The sequence below is a fragment of the Pseudoalteromonas citrea genome (assembly GCF_000238375.3).
GTDB lineage: Bacteria > Pseudomonadota > Gammaproteobacteria > Enterobacterales > Alteromonadaceae > Pseudoalteromonas > Pseudoalteromonas citrea.
The window spans coordinates 319,674-335,670 of the sequence record NZ_AHBZ03000022.1 but is presented as its reverse complement, the minus strand read 5'-3'; the positions used below and the strand labels follow the sequence as shown (position 1 = coordinate 335,670).

19 protein-coding genes are annotated in these 15,997 nt (G+C 42.8%); 16 read left to right on the top strand and 3 right to left on the bottom strand.

Features of this window, described 5'->3' with window-relative positions:
• Window positions 1–165 precede the first annotated feature (165 nt).
• On the top strand, window positions 166–1,029 hold the full coding sequence (gene tesB, locus PCIT_RS15875) for an acyl-CoA thioesterase II (protein ID WP_010367099.1): 864 nt from the start codon (window positions 166–168) through the stop codon (window positions 1,027–1,029).
• Between the two features lie 50 nt (window positions 1,030–1,079).
• Here tesB and plsB read toward each other — a convergent pair whose 3' ends face one another.
• Window positions 1,080–3,506 (bottom strand): glycerol-3-phosphate 1-O-acyltransferase PlsB, encoded by a 2,427-nt coding sequence (plsB, locus tag PCIT_RS15870; RefSeq protein ID WP_010367097.1) that lies wholly within the window; start codon window positions 3,504–3,506, stop codon window positions 1,080–1,082.
• A 381-nt stretch (window positions 3,507–3,887) separates the two neighbouring features.
• Between plsB and rpsJ the strand changes: the two genes are divergently transcribed.
• The 11 genes from rpsJ to rpsQ are packed head-to-tail and all read left to right on the top strand — an operon-like array spanning window position 3,888 to window position 8,852.
• Window positions 3,888–4,199 (top strand): 30S ribosomal protein S10, encoded by a 312-nt coding sequence (rpsJ, locus tag PCIT_RS15865; RefSeq protein WP_010367096.1) that lies wholly within the window; start codon window positions 3,888–3,890, stop codon window positions 4,197–4,199.
• A gap of 27 nt (window positions 4,200–4,226) precedes the next feature.
• The gene (gene rplC, locus PCIT_RS15860; protein ID WP_010367093.1) at window positions 4,227–4,862 is read left to right on the top strand and encodes a 50S ribosomal protein L3; all 636 of its coding nucleotides are present in this window, start codon (window positions 4,227–4,229) and stop codon (window positions 4,860–4,862) included.
• 17 nt (window positions 4,863–4,879) lie between these two features.
• Window positions 4,880–5,482 carry a 50S ribosomal protein L4 gene (gene rplD, locus PCIT_RS15855; RefSeq protein ID WP_010367090.1) on the top strand — a complete coding sequence of 201 codons (603 nt, stop codon included), beginning with the start codon at window positions 4,880–4,882 and terminating at the stop codon, window positions 5,480–5,482.
• Window positions 5,479–5,781: a 50S ribosomal protein L23 gene (gene rplW, locus PCIT_RS15850; RefSeq protein ID WP_010367088.1), complete on the top strand. Its 303-nt coding sequence runs from the start codon at window positions 5,479–5,481 to the stop codon at window positions 5,779–5,781. The genes rplD and rplW overlap by 4 nt, the downstream gene beginning before the upstream one ends.
• A gap of 17 nt (window positions 5,782–5,798) precedes the next feature.
• Window positions 5,799–6,623 carry a 50S ribosomal protein L2 gene (gene rplB, locus PCIT_RS15845; RefSeq protein WP_010367086.1) on the top strand — a complete coding sequence of 275 codons (825 nt, stop codon included), beginning with the start codon at window positions 5,799–5,801 and terminating at the stop codon, window positions 6,621–6,623.
• A 16-nt stretch (window positions 6,624–6,639) separates the two neighbouring features.
• Window positions 6,640–6,918, top strand: a complete 279-nt coding sequence (gene rpsS / locus PCIT_RS15840) for a 30S ribosomal protein S19 (RefSeq protein WP_010367084.1) — start codon at window positions 6,640–6,642, stop codon at window positions 6,916–6,918.
• Window positions 6,919–6,930: 12 nt separating this feature from the next.
• Complete coding sequence (rplV, locus tag PCIT_RS15835) at window positions 6,931–7,263, top strand: 50S ribosomal protein L22 (RefSeq protein ID WP_010367080.1); 333 nt, start codon at window positions 6,931–6,933, stop codon at window positions 7,261–7,263.
• 12 nt (window positions 7,264–7,275) lie between these two features.
• On the top strand, window positions 7,276–7,977 hold the full coding sequence (rpsC, locus tag PCIT_RS15830; protein WP_010367078.1) for a 30S ribosomal protein S3: 702 nt from the start codon (window positions 7,276–7,278) through the stop codon (window positions 7,975–7,977).
• A gap of 13 nt (window positions 7,978–7,990) precedes the next feature.
• Window positions 7,991–8,404 (top strand): 50S ribosomal protein L16, encoded by a 414-nt coding sequence (gene rplP, locus PCIT_RS15825; protein ID WP_010367077.1) that lies wholly within the window; start codon window positions 7,991–7,993, stop codon window positions 8,402–8,404.
• Window positions 8,404–8,595 (top strand): 50S ribosomal protein L29, encoded by a 192-nt coding sequence (gene rpmC / locus PCIT_RS15820; RefSeq protein WP_010367076.1) that lies wholly within the window; start codon window positions 8,404–8,406, stop codon window positions 8,593–8,595. Before rplP ends, rpmC begins: the two co-directional genes overlap by 1 nt.
• Window positions 8,595–8,852, top strand: coding sequence for a 30S ribosomal protein S17 (gene rpsQ / locus PCIT_RS15815; RefSeq protein WP_010367075.1), 258 nt, complete (start codon window positions 8,595–8,597; stop codon window positions 8,850–8,852). The genes rpmC and rpsQ overlap by 1 nt, the downstream gene beginning before the upstream one ends.
• A 463-nt stretch (window positions 8,853–9,315) precedes the next feature.
• Here the strand turns inward: rpsQ and metJ are convergent, their stop codons facing one another.
• Window positions 9,316–9,636: a met regulon transcriptional regulator MetJ gene (gene metJ / locus PCIT_RS15810; protein ID WP_010367074.1), complete on the bottom strand. Its 321-nt coding sequence runs from the start codon at window positions 9,634–9,636 to the stop codon at window positions 9,316–9,318.
• Window positions 9,637–9,931: 295 nt separating this feature from the next.
• On the opposite strand from metJ, the gene metB reads away from it, so the two are divergent.
• The 4 genes from metB to PCIT_RS23150 all read left to right on the top strand — a co-directional run bounded on the left by metB (window position 9,932) and on the right by PCIT_RS23150 (window position 14,879).
• A complete protein-coding gene (gene metB, locus PCIT_RS15805) occupies window positions 9,932–11,155 on the top strand; it encodes a cystathionine gamma-synthase (RefSeq protein ID WP_010367073.1) in 1,224 nt (407 codons plus the stop codon).
• Window positions 11,156–11,159: 4 nt separating this feature from the next.
• A complete protein-coding gene (metL, locus tag PCIT_RS15800; RefSeq protein ID WP_010367072.1) occupies window positions 11,160–13,508 on the top strand; it encodes a bifunctional aspartate kinase/homoserine dehydrogenase II in 2,349 nt (782 codons plus the stop codon).
• Window positions 13,509–13,780: 272 nt separating this feature from the next.
• Window positions 13,781–14,620, top strand: a complete 840-nt coding sequence (locus tag PCIT_RS15795) for a hypothetical protein (RefSeq protein WP_010367070.1) — start codon at window positions 13,781–13,783, stop codon at window positions 14,618–14,620.
• A 16-nt stretch (window positions 14,621–14,636) separates the two neighbouring features.
• Entirely contained in the window at window positions 14,637–14,879 is a 243-nt protein-coding gene (locus tag PCIT_RS23150) for a hypothetical protein (protein ID WP_010367068.1), read from the top strand.
• Between the two features lie 72 nt (window positions 14,880–14,951).
• On the opposite strand, the gene PCIT_RS15790 is transcribed toward PCIT_RS23150, so the two are convergent.
• Window positions 14,952–15,977, bottom strand: coding sequence for a phospholipase A (locus tag PCIT_RS15790; RefSeq protein WP_010367066.1), 1,026 nt, complete (start codon window positions 15,975–15,977; stop codon window positions 14,952–14,954).
• Between the last annotated feature and the right edge of the window lie 20 nt (window positions 15,978–15,997).

The following is a 15,997-nucleotide window of genomic DNA, read 5'->3' as shown; positions in this document are numbered from 1 at the left end:
TTATCCTAGTCAACTCAATATCAGATAGTGTGATAGGTTTTAATAAAGAATGGCACCCCTTAGTAAAATAAAAACCAAAACGCATGGCGTTTATTCTTATGTAACTTGGGATCGTTGTAATTTATAGTATGATTAAGATAATGAATCAACGTAGTAGGAAAGCTGATGAGTCAGGTACTAGATGACCTTCTGTCATTATTAAAATTAGAAGAAATTGAACAGGGTATTTATCGAGGACAAAGCCAAGATTTAGGTTTTCCACAAGTATTTGGTGGGCAAGTGATGGGGCAGGCATTATCGGCAGCGAAATACACTTTGCCTGAAGCTCGATATGTGAACTCATTACATTCTTACTTTTTGCGTCCAGGCGATCCTGCGAAACCTATTGTGTATGATGTTGAAACAATCCGTGATGGAAAAAGCTTTAGCACACGTCGAGTCAGTGCGATTCAATATGGCAAACCTATCTTTTATATGACGGCGTCTTTTCAAGGTGATGAAGCTGGGTTATCTCACCAAAGTGAGATGCCAAAAGTACCAGAGCCAGAAACCCTCAAATCATCTATTGAGTTTTACCAAGAGAACGCCAGCTTGATACCAGAGTCGTTGCGCCATAAATTTACTCGCGAAATGCCACTTGAAATGCGCCCAGTGGATTTTCAAAATCCATTTAAACCACAAAAAACCGCACCGCAGCGGCATGTTTGGTTTAAAGCGAATGGTGCGATGCCAGATGATCGCCGCATTCATAACTACTTGCTAGCGTACGCGTCTGATTTTGAGTTCTTACCGACGGCATTGCAGCCCCATGGCTTATCATTTATGCACCCAAGTATGCAAGTTGCGACCATTGATCATGCAATGTGGTTTCATCGTCCATTTCGATTAGATGATTGGATTTTATATAGTGTCGACAGCCCAAGTGCGAGTAATGGCCGAGGCTTAGTGCGTGGTCAGTTTTTTAATCGTGATGGGGAACTAATTGCGTCGACGATGCAAGAAGGTGTGATGCGTCAACGCGATCTGTAAGGGTCATTGTGGAGCCTGCAATGAGTCGGCTCCACAAAAACGGGTGATGTTTAGAGAGTATCGTTAATTGATTGCCAGATACTTGCAGGTAATAGGGCGTGAAGTTGGCTTTTTAATTGTGCCAACTGTTCAGTCGGTTCAATACATTTCTGGTCAGAAATACGAATAAAGCCCTGTGTCTTTAGGCTTGAAATAAACGACACCAATACCTTCTTATCAAAGAACTCCGGACTTTTAATGCCGTGCAAAGTCCCTAAACGTTTAGCCAAAACATCATTTTCAGACTCAAGGCTCGTACGTGTAAGGCCTTGATTCGAGTCAATCAAGCTTACTGTAATAGCATACCGTTGTAAGGTTAAATGACTGACTTTACCCAGCATTTCAAGTTGTGCGAGTGCGTTATTTTCTGAATGTGTCGTGGCCGTGTTACCATCAAACTTGATGAGTCCATTCTTGGTAAATGAATGGAGTATCTCTGTGATGTAGCCATCACGTAGTGGGGTTAAAAACCACTCTTTGGCAAAAAATGGATATATAAGGGCTAATTGAGTTTCACACTCTTGGACTGTCACACGGCGACAATTGACCAGTTGCTGTGCTATGACACTCGGTACAGCAAAGAGGTGAATAATGTTATTTCGATAGTAGTTAAAGAGTGTGCGCTCTTGCTCTTTTATTGCGATAATATCGCCTAACTCATCCTGTAAAACATCAAACTTATTTAACTTTAAAGCGTGCTCAATCAGTTGTTCAGCGCTGTCTGCAGGTAAAGTCACTTGTTCATTGTATTTTGCATCGCGATGCAATGAAAGGTAAAACTCAAGTTGGGCAATGAGCTTTTGTCGACTCAAGGCAAACTGGCTATTACTTAATAAAATAGTGGCGAGCAAGTTGACTGCATTCAGTGCGGCTGCACTATTTATGTTCGTCATAATACCGTCGGCTAAATCAGCCACTCGGCTATTTAACCAAGCTGGTTTTTGCACATCAGTCGGGTGTACTGCTTGATGCCAATCGGCTTGGTGTTCATTGAGATATTGGTTAACGTTAATGGGTTCACCAAAATTTAAATAACCACGACCATAGTTTTTCAAGTTCTTCATTGCTTTGAATACAGCAAATACAGACTCATTTTTTTTGTTACTTCCTGCTAACTCTTTAAGGTAGGTGTTGATCTCCATGACGTGCTCGTAGCCGATGTAAACGGGTACAATGGAAATCGGTCTATCAATGCCACGTAGCATCGATTGGATAGTCATTGCTAACATACCTGTTTTAGGCGGCAATAATCGACCTGTGCGACTACGGCCCCCTTCAGTATAAAACTTAACGGAATACCCTTTAATAAAGAGTTGACTTAAATACTCTTTGAATACGGCTGAATAGAGTTTGTTACCGGCAAAAGAACGGCGAATAAAGAATGCCCCAGAGCGTCTAAATATGCCACCGGCAGGGAAAAAGTTTAAGTTAACACCGGCTGCAATATGGGGAGGAACCAACCCTTGGTGATAAATTACGTAGGTAAGTAGCAGATAATCCATATGGCTGCGGTGACATGGAACATAAATGATTTCGTGTCCCTTATCGACCAAGTTGTGTACACGGTCGGCATACTTTATTTCTATCCCATTATAAAGCTTGTTCCAAAGCCACGTTAGGAGTCGCTCACCAACTCTCACCATTGCATCTGAATAGTTTGCGGCTATTTCTTCTAATAAATTTTGGGCATTTAACCGTGCCTCGTCATGGGTGAGCCCTTTACTCTTTGCTTCTTCAGCAATGGCTTTTTTAATGCTTGGCGATGCGAGTAAAGAGTTAAACAGTTGTTCTCTAGAAGGCAGCTTTGGCCCCGTTGCTGCTAATTTTTGACGACGGAAATGTACTCGTGCTACGCGGACCAATTTTTGTGGAAGTTCATCTACATCAGCTTTGTCGTTGATCAGTTGATTGAGTTCTATTGGCTTACTGAACCTTACTAAGTTATCGCGTCCTGAAAAAATCAGCACAAAAAGCTTTCGCAGCCAACTGGGGGTTAACGAATGCGAGAATAAAGTGCCAATACCCGGCTTTTCTTTTCCGGGGTTTCGGCCCCATAAGATTGTGACAGGAATTATTTGTGCTTGGCATTGTGGATCTAGTTGTAGCGCTTCAAAAATTTCCTTCCCGATATCGAGGGCGTTACTGGGTTTCGCTTGTTTCGCAAATAGGGGGGTTGGATTTTGCAAACCGATAAAGCGTGGCACCTCTTTCCCTGCGATGGTTTGAGGTTGTATTGGGCGTGGCAACTGTAGTTGCCTACAAACACTGTCTAGTGCTGCTATATCGGAACGAGCGTTTAAGCGCGCCACATAAAATGTGGGTAATTCGGGATTGAGTTTAAATTGCTCTACGGGGTTTTCGGGCAACAGTTTAGTTCGAACCAATAATGTATTAGCCCATCGTGACAGCTGATTTAAACCTTGCGAGAGAAGTCTCATAAAACACCACATTTAAAAATTTGCGATAGCATAGCAAGCTTTGACTGGACTGACCATTTCAGCATGCCCTGATTATAGTTATGAAAGCGGGTTGAGCAGAACCACCACAATATATAACTCCCCCTAAGATAATTGCGCAGCAGTAAATAACTTAGCATTACTTGTTGCATTTATCACCAATATCATTATAATGTGCGGACTTTCTACTGTTATAGACAGTTAGAAAGCAAATAGAGCTTGGATTTCAAGCTAAAAACAGGAACTCCGATTTGGAGTTCAATGGTAGAAATAAGAATCCCAACCGGCAAATAATTCGTTATTTTGTTCTGGTGGTATTTTTATGCTCTTTTTAAATGCTCTTTTAATTGAGGTTGTTAAAGAATGTCAAATCAACGCATTCGTATTCGCCTAAAAGCTTTTGACCACCGTTTGATTGACCAATCAACGGCGGAAATCGTGGAAACAGCGAAACGCACTGGCGCTCAGGTACGTGGTCCAATCCCACTTCCAACTCGCTTTGAACGTTTTACAATATTGACTTCTCCGCACGTGAACAAAGACGCGCGAGATCAGTATGAGATCCGCACCCATAAACGTCTGATCGACATCGTAGAACCAACTGACAAGACTGTAGACGCTCTAATGCGCCTAGACCTTGCTGCTGGTGTTGATGTTCAAATCAGCCTGGGTTAATCGGAAGATTAGAGAGGTTTTAGGAAAATGGCATTAGGTCTAGTCGGTCGTAAAGTGGGTATGACACGCATCTTCACTGAAGATGGTGTATCTATCCCTGTGACAGTTATTGAAGCAACTCCTAACCGTGTTACTCAGATCAAATCTGACGCAACAGACGGTTACAATGCGCTTCAAGTTACTGCAGGCGAGAAAAAAGCAAGCCGTGTAAACAAAGCAGATGCGGGTCATTTCGCAAAAGCTGGTGTTGAAGCGGGTCGTGGCCTGTGGGAATTCCGCCTAAATGGTGGTGAAGGCGATTTTGAAGTAGGTAATGAACTTACTGTTGAATTATTTACTGATATCAACAAAGTAGACGTTACTGGTTCTTCGAAAGGTAAAGGTTTCCAAGGTGGTGTTAAGCGCTGGAACTTCAGCATGCAAGACGCTACACACGGTAACTCTTTGTCTCACCGTGCTCCTGGTTCAATCGGTCAAAACCAATCACCTGGTAAGGTGTTTAAAGGTAAGAAAATGGCCGGTCATATGGGTGCTGAGCGTGTAACGACTCAGAATCTTGAACTAGTACGTGTTGACGCTGAACGTAATCTGCTTCTAGTTAAAGGTGCTGTACCTGGCGCTATTGGCGGCGACGTTATCGTTAAACCTGCTGTTAAAGCATAAGTCCTGGAGATTTAGTGATGGAATTAGCAATTAAAGGCGCTGGCGCGCTTGAAGTTTCCGAAGCTACTTTTGGACGTGAGTTTAACGAAGCATTGGTACACCAAGTAGTTGTTGCATATGCAGCAGGTGCTCGCCAAGGTACTCGTGCTCAGAAGACACGTTCTGAAGTTAGAGGCGGTGGTAAAAAACCATTCGCTCAAAAAGGTACTGGCCGTGCACGTGCTGGTACAATCCGCAGCCCAATCTGGCGCAGCGGTGGTGTAAGTTTTGCAGCTAAGCCGCAAGACCACAGCCAAAAAGTTAACCGTAAGATGTATCGCGGTGCAATCAAAAGCATTTTGTCTGAGCTTGTTCGTCAAGAGCGTTTAATCGTTGTTGAAAGTTTTGGTCTTGAAGCACCAAAAACAAAAGAATTAGTTTCTAAGCTTAAAGAACTTGAGCTTAAAGACGTGCTTATCGTGACTGAAGAAGTAGATGAGAATCTATTCCTATCTTCACGTAACCTTTATAAGGTTGACACTCGTGATGTAGCTGGCATCGACCCAGTAAGCCTAATCGCATTCGATAAGGTACTTATTACTGCAGGTGCTATTAAGCAACTTGAGGAGGCGCTAGCATGATCCGTGAAGAACGTCTTTTAAAAGTAATTCTTGCTCCACACATCTCTGAGAAAAGCACGATCGCTGCTGAAGAAAACAACACGATTGTTTTCAAAGTAGTAAACGATGCAACTAAAGCTGAAGTTAAAGCGGCAGTTGAGAAGCTTTTTGAAGTAGAAGTAACTGGTGTTCGCACTCTAAACGTTAAGGGTAAAACAAAACGTACAGGTCAACGTTTCGGTCGTCGTAGCGACTGGAAAAAAGCCTACGTTACTCTTAAAGAAGGTAGCGAGCTAGACTTTGTCGGCGGCGCCGAGTAATAAGGGGAGTTAGAATTATGGCACTTCAAAAGTGTAAACCAACTTCTGCGGGTCGTCGTCACGTCGTTAAAGTGGTTAACTCTGAGCTACACAAGGGTAAGCCATACGCACCGCTTTTAGAGAAAAACTCTAAATCAGGTGGTCGTAACAACAACGGTCGTATCACGGTTCGTCATATCGGTGGTGGTCATAAGCAACACTATCGTTTAATCGACTTCAAACGCACTAAAGATGGCATTCCAGCCACTGTTGAGCGTTTAGAGTATGATCCTAACCGTAGCGCAAACATCGCTCTTGTATTATATGCAGACGGTGAGCGTCGTTACATCATTGCACCTAAAGGCCTTAAAGCCGGTGATCAGATCCAGTCAGGTGTTGATGCACCTATCAAAGCTGGTAACACATTACCGATGCGTAACATGCCTGTAGGTTCGACTGTACACAACGTAGAGTTAAAACCTGGTAAGGGTGCGCAAATTGCACGCTCTGCTGGTGCATACGTTCAAATCCTAGCACGTGAAGGTCAATACGTGACTCTACGTCTTCGTTCAGGCGAAGTTCGTAAAGTTGAGTCTGACTGTCGCGCTACCTTAGGTGAAGTAGGCAATGCTGAGCATATGCTTCGTTCACTAGGTAAAGCAGGTGCTAACCGCTGGCGTGGTATTCGTCCGACAGTTCGTGGTGTTGCCATGAACCCGGTTGATCACCCACACGGTGGTGGTGAAGGTCGTACTTCTGGTGGTCGTCATCCTGTGTCTCCATGGGGTAAGCCTACTAAAGGTGCTAAAACGCGCAAGAACAAGCGTACGGATAAACTAATAGTACGTCGTCGTACTAAGTAATAGTTGAGGAATTGCCATGCCACGTTCTCTCAAGAAGGGTCCATTCATAGACCTACACTTGCTGAAGAAGGTAGAGAAGGCGTTGGAAAGCGGTGACAAGAAGCCTATAAAGACTTGGAGCCGTCGTTCAATGATCATCCCTAACATGATCGGATTGACCATCGCTGTCCATAATGGTCGTCAGCACGTACCTGTATTCGTTACAGACGAAATGATCGGTCACAAACTAGGTGAGTTTGCACCTACTCGTACTTACCGCGGCCATGCTGCGGATAAGAAAGCGAAGAAGCGTTAATAGGGGAATATGATGGAAGCATTAGCTAAACACAAATTCGCCTCTGGTTCGGCGCAAAAAGCACGTCTAGTTGCAGATCAGATCCGCGGACTTCCGGTAGATCGCGCACTAGAAATCCTGGCATACAGCCCAAAGAAAGCGGCTGTATTGGTAAAGAAAGTACTTGAGTCTGCTATTGCTAACGCAGAGCATAACGAAGGTGCTGACATTGATGAGCTACGTGTAGCTACGATCTTTGTGGACGATGGTCCTACAATGAAGCGTATTATGCCACGTGCTAAAGGACGCGCAGACCGCATCCTTAAGCGTTCAAGCCACATCACTGTTGTGGTTTCAGATAGCTAGGAGATATAAGTAATGGGACAAAAAGTTCATCCTACTGGTATTCGCCTAGGTATCTCTAAACCTTGGGTTTCTACCTGGTACGCGAGTACAAAAGATTTCTCTGGGCAGCTTTTTGGCGATCACAAAGTACGTACATTCCTTACTAAGGAATTGAAAGCGGCTTCTGTGTCTAAAATCGTTATCGAGCGTCCAGCTAAGTCAATCCGTGTAACAATTCACACAGCTCGTCCTGGTGTTGTTATCGGTAAGAAAGGCGAAGATGTTGAAAAACTTCGTCAAGCTGTAACTAAGATTGCTGGTGTACCTGCTCAGATCAACATTTCTGAAGTACGTAAGCCTGAACTTGACGCACAATTAGTTGCTGACGGTATTGCATCTCAGTTAGAGCGTCGTGTTATGTTCCGTCGTGCTATGAAGCGCTCGGTACAAAACGCAATGCGCATTGGTGCTAAAGGTATCAAAGTTGAAGTAAGTGGTCGTCTAGGCGGCGCTGAAATCGCACGTTCTGAATGGTATCGTGAAGGTCGTGTACCTCTACATACTCTACGTGCTGATATCGACTACGCAACTTCTGAAGCTTTAACCACTTACGGCATCATCGGTGTTAAAGTTTGGATCTTCAAAGGCGAAGTAATTGGTGGTTTACCACTAGTTCAAGAGCAAGAGAAGCCAGCTAAACGTGCACCGAAGAAAGCCAAAAAAAGTGCTAAGTAAGGGGTAGCGATTAATGTTACAGCCAAAACGTACAAAATTCCGTAAAATGCATAAAGGTCGCAACCGCGGTCTTGCTACAAGCGGAAACAAAGTAAGCTTCGGTTCTTTCGGTTTGAAAGCAACTGGCCGTGGTCGTATGACTGCACGTCAAATTGAAGCAGCTCGTCGTGCTATGACACGTCACGTAAAGCGTCAAGGTAAAATCTGGATCCGTGTGTTCCCAGACAAGCCAATCACAAACAAACCGCTTGAAGTTCGTATGGGTAAAGGTAAAGGCTCTGTTGAGTACTGGGTTGCAGAAATCCAGCCAGGCAAAGTACTTTATGAGATGGAAGGTGTGCCAGAAGAGCTTGCTCGTGAAGCATTCAACCTTGCAGCTCGTAAATTACCTTTCAAAACAACATTTGTAACTCGGACGGTAATGTGATGAAAGCTAGCGAACTTAAAGACAAAAGCGTTGAAGAGCTTAATGCTGAACTTCTTGAGCTTCTTCGTGAGCAGTTTAACCTGCGCATGCAAACAAGCACTGGTCAGCTAGCTCAGACTCACGAGTTAAGAAAAGTACGTCGCAGTATTGCGCGTGTTAAAACGGTTATCAACCAGAAGGCAGGTGCATAATGACTGATAAAATCCGTACTCTTCAAGGTCGTGTGATCAGCGATAAGATGGAAAAGTCTATTGTTGTAGGTATCGAACGTCAGGTTAAGCACCCGATCTACGGTAAATACATCAAGCGTACAACTAAGTTGCACGTACATGACGAGAGCAATACAGCTAAAGCAGGCGACACAGTTACTATTCGTGAATGTGCTCCTATCTCTAAGAATAAATCTTGGACTTTAGTAGACGTTATTGCACGTCCTAAGCAAGCTTAATTTTAGTTTTAAACTAATTTAAGATTTGTCTTTGAAAGCCCCGGCCTTTGGTTGGGGCTTTTGTTTTTGTAGGTCCATATAAATTCATCTATGTTCTTACTGACCTCAGCATGCTGACATTGCTTAGTGATAGCCATTGTATTGCACTATTTCACGATACCCACACAGTCTAATTACACCACTTCTATTTTACTCTGCTATTTATAAACTTGCGCTGTTATACGGTTTACAGAGCGGGTTTTAGGCAACGTGTTTTGTCATATTTGGTCGATGAACATAGGTTTTTGGATGTAAAGTGATGTGTAATAACAATTGTATTGAATTAATAAGCGTATAGTGTAATTAAGAATGAGGACAATGGGTTCGATTAGTGCGGTGATACGGTTATTTCGGGTGGTAAGCTAAAGGATGTCAAAGAGTATAAAAACGAGAAGAGGAAGCCCACGACGGGGCTTCATATTGGCTATTCTTCGTCAATGGTCGGCACTTCTAACCCCATTGATTCCATAATTTGACGTACTTCTTCTGGCACTTTTTCTGGATTATCTTTACGTAAGTCTTCGTCATTGGGTAACGGTTGACCTGTAAACGCGTGTAAAAATGCTTCACACAGTAATTCACTGTTTGTTGCATGACGTAAATTATTAACTTGTCGGCGCGTGCGCTCGTCAGTTAATACTTTTAATACGTTTAACGGTATAGATACCGTTATCTTTTTTACTTGTTCAGATTTTTTGCCGTGTTCTGCATACGGGTGAATATATTCACCATTCCATTTAGCCATAATGTTGTTGTTGCCTTTATTGTGTAGTGCCTATCCGACGGAACTATTTACTTACTGCTGCCATTATATGACATTGTTTACGATGGTCTAGGCAAAAGCCCCTTTACTTGCCATAGTAAGTATTTTATTCAATCGTACTCGCGACCATTTTTTTGAAGTGGCGAAATTTTATCGGTTTAAACAAGATAGTCAAATACTAAGTAAATAGCCATTTAGCAGTATAAATGTTTTGACTTCTAGTATTTATTAATCTAACCTTTTAGACGTCTAAACATCCAACTATCTAGGTGATGATATGAGTGAACGTAATAAATCAACCATCGCAGTACGCCATGGCATAGAAGCAGACAAGCACCATGGTGCGGTCGTACCGCCATTGTACCTTTCAACTACGTACTCATTTGCAGATTTTGATACCAAACGAGACTACGATTATGGCCGCAGTGGTAACCCTAATCGAGATATTTTAGCTGAAACATTAGCTCAGCTAGAAGGCGGTGAGAGAGGCATTATTACCGCAACGGGCATGTCTGCTGTTCACTTAGTGACGCAACTATTAAATAGCGATGATACGTTGGTGATCCCCCACGACTGTTATGGCGGCAGTTATCGTTTATTCACATCATTACAAAAGCGTGGCTTATTAAACCTAGTGGTACTCGACTTAACAAAGCCAGACAGTTATCAGCAAATTTTAGAGATCAAGCCTAAAGTTGTATGGATTGAGACACCGAGTAACCCAATTCTTCGCCTGACAGATATAGAAGCTGTGGTAAAAACCGCTAAGCAAGCAGGTGCATTAGTGGCTGCAGATAACACCTTTTTATCACCTGCATTACAAAATCCGATTAAGTTTGGTGTAGATATAGTGGTTCACTCAACCACTAAATATATTAATGGTCACTCAGACGTGGTTGGTGGTGCCGTGATCGCACGCACTGCGGAACTGGGTGAGGAGCTAGCATGGTGGGCAAACAACATTGGTATCACCGGCGCACCCTTTGATAGCTATTTAACACTTCGTGGCTTACGAACGCTGAATGTACGTTTAAAGCAGCATCAAGAAAATGCCTTGGCGATTGCCAAGTATTTGGAGCAATCGGACTATGTGAGTCAGGTGTATTACCCAGGCTTAGAGTCTCACCCACAACATGAATTAGCCAAAAAGCAGCAAGCTGGTTTTGGCGGCATGGTGAGCTTTGACATAAAAGGCGGCTTAAGTGACTCAGCTGCATTTTTGACTTCATTAAAAGAGTTTTCATTGGCGGAATCACTGGGTGGCGTAGAGAGCTTAATTTGTCATCCGGCAACCATGACGCATGCGGGTATGGATGCGACAGCGCGTCTTGAAGCAGGCGTAGGTGATACGCTGATCCGAATTTCTGTGGGTATTGAAGAATTAGATGATTTGGTGGCTGATCTAGAGCAAGCGTTTAAACGCACTACACCAGGTCAAAGCAAAGGATCTGATGAGGCAAAAACTTTTAAATTAACACCGGCTCATACGGTTTTGTGGTAGAAAAATGACAAGAGTAGTACATAAATTCGGTGGCTCAAGCTTAAGCTCTGCGTCACGCTATCAAGCCGTTGCTCAAATAATCCTTGGGCACTGTAAAAGTGGTGATTGTGTCGTAGTCTCTGCGGCGGGTAAAACCACTAATACCTTAGTTAAACTTTGGCAAAGCTATCAGCAGCAAGATCAACAAGCTTTTTCAGATGTATTGATTCAGTTGGAAAAGCACCAGTGCGAGCTGGTTGACGAGTTGTTCTCTGGCGATGTGCACCGAGCACTCAAAGGGCAGCTAGACGCTGAGTTAGTGGCCATTACTAAACTAGCTCAACAATCAGAATTACAAGAGGCGCCTTTACTTGCCCATGGTGAGTTATGGTCGGCTCGCTTATTAGCGAATTATTTAAACGAACTTAAGGTGGCCGCACGTAGCATTGATGCGCGGCAACTGTTTACGTTGCATGATGCACAGCTGCTGCATCAACAGAATAAAGCTGCATGTTACGCCCAGCTGCAAGATGCGGTGGTCTATGTGGTTACCGGGTTTATTGCGCAAGATTGCGATAAAAATACCGTAACATTGGGTCGTAACGGCAGTGATTATAGTGCCACGTTGCTCGCCAGCTATATTGATGCCAGCGCGGTATCAATTTGGACCGATACGCAGGGCGTATATAGCACTGATCCACGTAAAGTGAGTAATGCGCTGAAATACCCTAAGGTATGTCGTGCTCAAGCTAATTTATTGGCAAGACTTGGTAATCCCGTTTTGCATGCCAAAACACTCTCTCCTTTAAAAGGCAGCAACATAAAATTACAAGTGCGCAGCAGTTATGAACTTGATGCGACTCCAACAGAAATTGTCAAAGAAGGTTACAGTAAAGCAAAGCGCTTTATTACTACCTTTGAAAACCTAGACTTGGTTCGGGTTGAAAATTTGGCAAAGGGCGAAGTGCGTACGTTGAGCCAGCTTATTCAACATAGCATTCATCATTTTACTGTAAATGGTGAAGCGTATTTGCTATTGCCTGCTCCATATACCCATATTGTTGCTCAGCAGCTTGCTGGGCGTATTAATATTGTAGAAAGTAATTTGCAAGGGTGTGCATTGGTTGCACCTTCCTCAGAGCTTTCTGGGCTTAAACAGCAAGCAGAGCAACTATTCAGTGATCGCGAAGTGGTTGTTCGCTTCGTTCATCAAGACAGTGAATACGCTTTATTCTTAACTGATCAGGCGTTAGATAGCGACTTTCTGGCTATCTTACATGATAAATTGATAAATAAAGGCAGAGAGCTGGCTGTTATTATTGCGGGATTGGGTAATGTCGGTGATGTGTTTTTACAGCAATGCCAGCAACAAATTGCGCGCTTACAGTCGCAATTTGACTTAAAAGTTGTAGGGCTATTGCGCTCAAAGGAAATGGTGTTTTCACCGAGTGGTATCGAGTTGTCGACATGGCAAACGCAATGGAAAAATGAAGCGCAGAGTTACGACAGTAAGTCGCTTGTCGAACATATTGCAGAATTAGATTATGAACATAAGGTGGTGATTGATATCACTGCCAGTGAAACATTTAGCTTGCTGTACCCTGATTTTGTGGCCAGTGATTGTCATTTGATAAGCGCCAATAAATACGCCGGTACTGCCGACAGAGGTTGGTATCAATCATTACGAGAGCAGCAACGTGAGCGTAATTTACATTGGCGTTATAACACCAGTGTTGGTGCTGGTTTGCCTATCAACTTTGCCTTGGCTGATTTACAAAATAGCGGTGATGTGATCACGTCAATTGAAGGGGTATTTTCAGGTACTCTCTCATGGTTATGTAGCAGTTTTACTGCAGATCAAAAGTTTTCTGACTTAGTGCTAGCTGCACAAGAGATGGGGTATACCGAACCAGACCCTAGAGAAGACTTATCAGGTAGAGATATGCAGCGAAAGTTGCTCATATTGGCGCGTGATTTAGGGTTAGAACTTGATGTTGATGATATTGCATTAGAGCCTTTAATGCCGGTGCATTTAGCTGAAGGTAGTTGGGATGATTTTTTAGCGAAACGTGATGAATTAGACACATTTTACGCTGCGAAATACCAACAAGCCGCTGATGAAGGTAAAGCGCTGCGTTACACTGGGCAACTAAGCCTTAGCGACAGTGGCAAGGTCACGGCAAAAGTGGGCATTGCTTTTGCTGAGGCTGGCTCGGCGATTGCGAATTTAACTCCGGGTGATAATATTTTTGTGATAAAAAGTGTGTGGTATGAGCAAAACCCGCTGGTTATTCAAGGTCCAGGTGCGGGTAAAGAAGTCACTGCTGCAGGTATTCACTCAGATTTGTACTGGTTAACACAGCAACTTAAATAATATTTGGTGATCTCAATTAATTTAAAAGGTGATGCACTAAAGTTCATCGCCTTTTACATAGAACGATACTGCGCGCACTCGTTGTTCATAATTTGCATGTTAAGAACAGGATAGCGCGCATCCTTAAATAACACATCGATTTAAAAATAAAACTTAAATACTATTTCTTTCGTATTATTACCTACTAAATAATTGCTTAATATCAGCTCTTGGTCTAGCTTGTAAATTGTCAGTTAATGGATAACTGAAATTACCTATAAGGACATTAGAAAATGAAACATAGCAAACTTCTCATTATTACATTTTGTTTTTTACTTTTTTTATTTACCCACGATAGCAAAGCTGCGATAAATGTGACTTGTAATCCATGCTCTTCGGCATTGCAAATGCACACCAAAGCGGTGAGTAAAGTGAAAGAGATGACTGAGTATGACAGTGTTAGCTCTGAGTATAATGTGCATGTTATTAGTATTAAAAATGGCCTAGTTAAGTCGTTTAGGGTGACGTCTAGACCAGAGTTAGATCGTCGCGGAGAACTGGTCACTGTGGTTACCGGTCGATATACAGCAACTTCTTCAGATTTGCAGAACAGAGTGAATCAAGCGCATGTTTATTTTAATAGTATAGAAGCATCGACCACTGTGCCTGTACCGTCTTCTTCAGGATTCGGGAGTGCATGGAGTTTGTCGCAAAATTTTAGTAACCACGACAAGTTAGATAGCTGGTATCAATCTGCTTATCCACTTACGTATTGGTCAGCAAATCTTACCTCAATTGTTGGGGGCTCGTTTATTGGTCCGTTAAACGGTCTTGAACTGAGGTTTAAGTTTGAAGATGGATCGATCTTGTTAATGACAGCTTCAACATTGGGAAGTGCTGTTTTAAAATTGAATTATAAAGCTAACAGCGCGCGGGATGCCAATGGCAATAGAATCCCCGATGCTGGTGCATCGATTCAAGGCCAGTATACATTTAGCAGTAGTGCGGCTTTAGAGCGCTTTTTAGATAAGGCTGCTGAATACGGTATTGCAGTTACGGTGGTGTATAGCGAAGGTTGGATGGGCGGTAGTGGCGGTGGAAGTGTGACCATAGTGCCCATTTCTCCAGAATAATATACAAAGGTGAGACATGGAATTTTTAGAACTATTCAGGACAGGAGAACTACCGCCGATACTACTAGGCGGCATAGTATCCATAATAATAGCGCTGCCGTTTAATTTATTGATTGCGAAGTTAAAGGGTTTCAGGAAAAAGCCCGCAATAATTTCATCCTGTATTCCTATATTGAACATGTATGTATGTGTTGGTTATTTACTTGCTGCAATATTTTATCAAAGGCGAGATAAAAAAAGCCTATCTGAAGACGAGTAATGACAATAAGAAGCGCCATAAACAGGGCGCTTTTTTATATCGTGGGTCTATTTTCAGGGTAGAGCGTGGTATTTATAAAATATCGGTAAGCAGTATACCCACCCCAAATCGTTGAATGTCTGCGTTATAGTCAATCAGGCTTTCACCGTAGCCATTAAAGTATTGCGCGTAGCCACGCAGTCTACCCCAGATAGGGAATGACCAATCTAACTGTATCGCTCCTCGGTTATCACTATTGAGGTTATTTCGAGTCATAAAACCAAATTCATGCTCTTCATAACGGTATACGCCACTGAATTCAAAGTAACCCATGTATTTGTGAATATCGGGGTTATCGTCACCTTTTGCATCTAAAGGTGTCGGCTTATCATCTTCAGGAAGTCGATACCAAGGTTTAAAACTAAACACAAAGCCATTATTTTCCCATATGAAATTGGCATATAGGCGATTCCAAGAGCGAGAGTTTGGTTGGCTTCTACCATTTGATTGATGCGAAATACCCAGTACCACGGCCATTTCGTCGCCCCACAGTACATTCTCGTCATCTAAAAAATTTATCCAGAATAATTCGGGCTCATAATTTGTTTCACGAAAAGGTGAAGAAATATCTTTGTTATAAAACTGCCAATAAGATTGCAAAGTGAAACCCATATAGATGGCTTGGTCGCTATCGGAGAAGTTATTGTAAATGGGGACTTTGAGTGAAAGCTGGTATTTAACTTCAAAGTTATCTAATGGCTCACCGGCTTCTTGGTCAATGTCTTTTAGGCCATCGAAGGGGCGGTTATTCGGACTACTAATATAAGAAACCGGTAATATATAGTTACGATGATGCGGAGTCAGTACATTGCGGTTTTTTTCACTAACTCGCTCACGCGCAACACGCTTATCTAAAGAGCTGAGCTGTTTGGCTGCGTCAAGCTTCGCGCAGCGAGCTCTTAATTGTTCGACTGTTTGATTTTTATCACCGCCAATAATTTCATTGAGTATACATTGCTTAACGAGATCAATTTCATCCTGAGTGTTTGGCGTTTCGGCAAACGCAGTGAATGAAAGCCCTGAAAGTAAAGTGCCAAAAACAAGTGAACGCAGTTCCATAGTATGTTGTTTCATTGAGT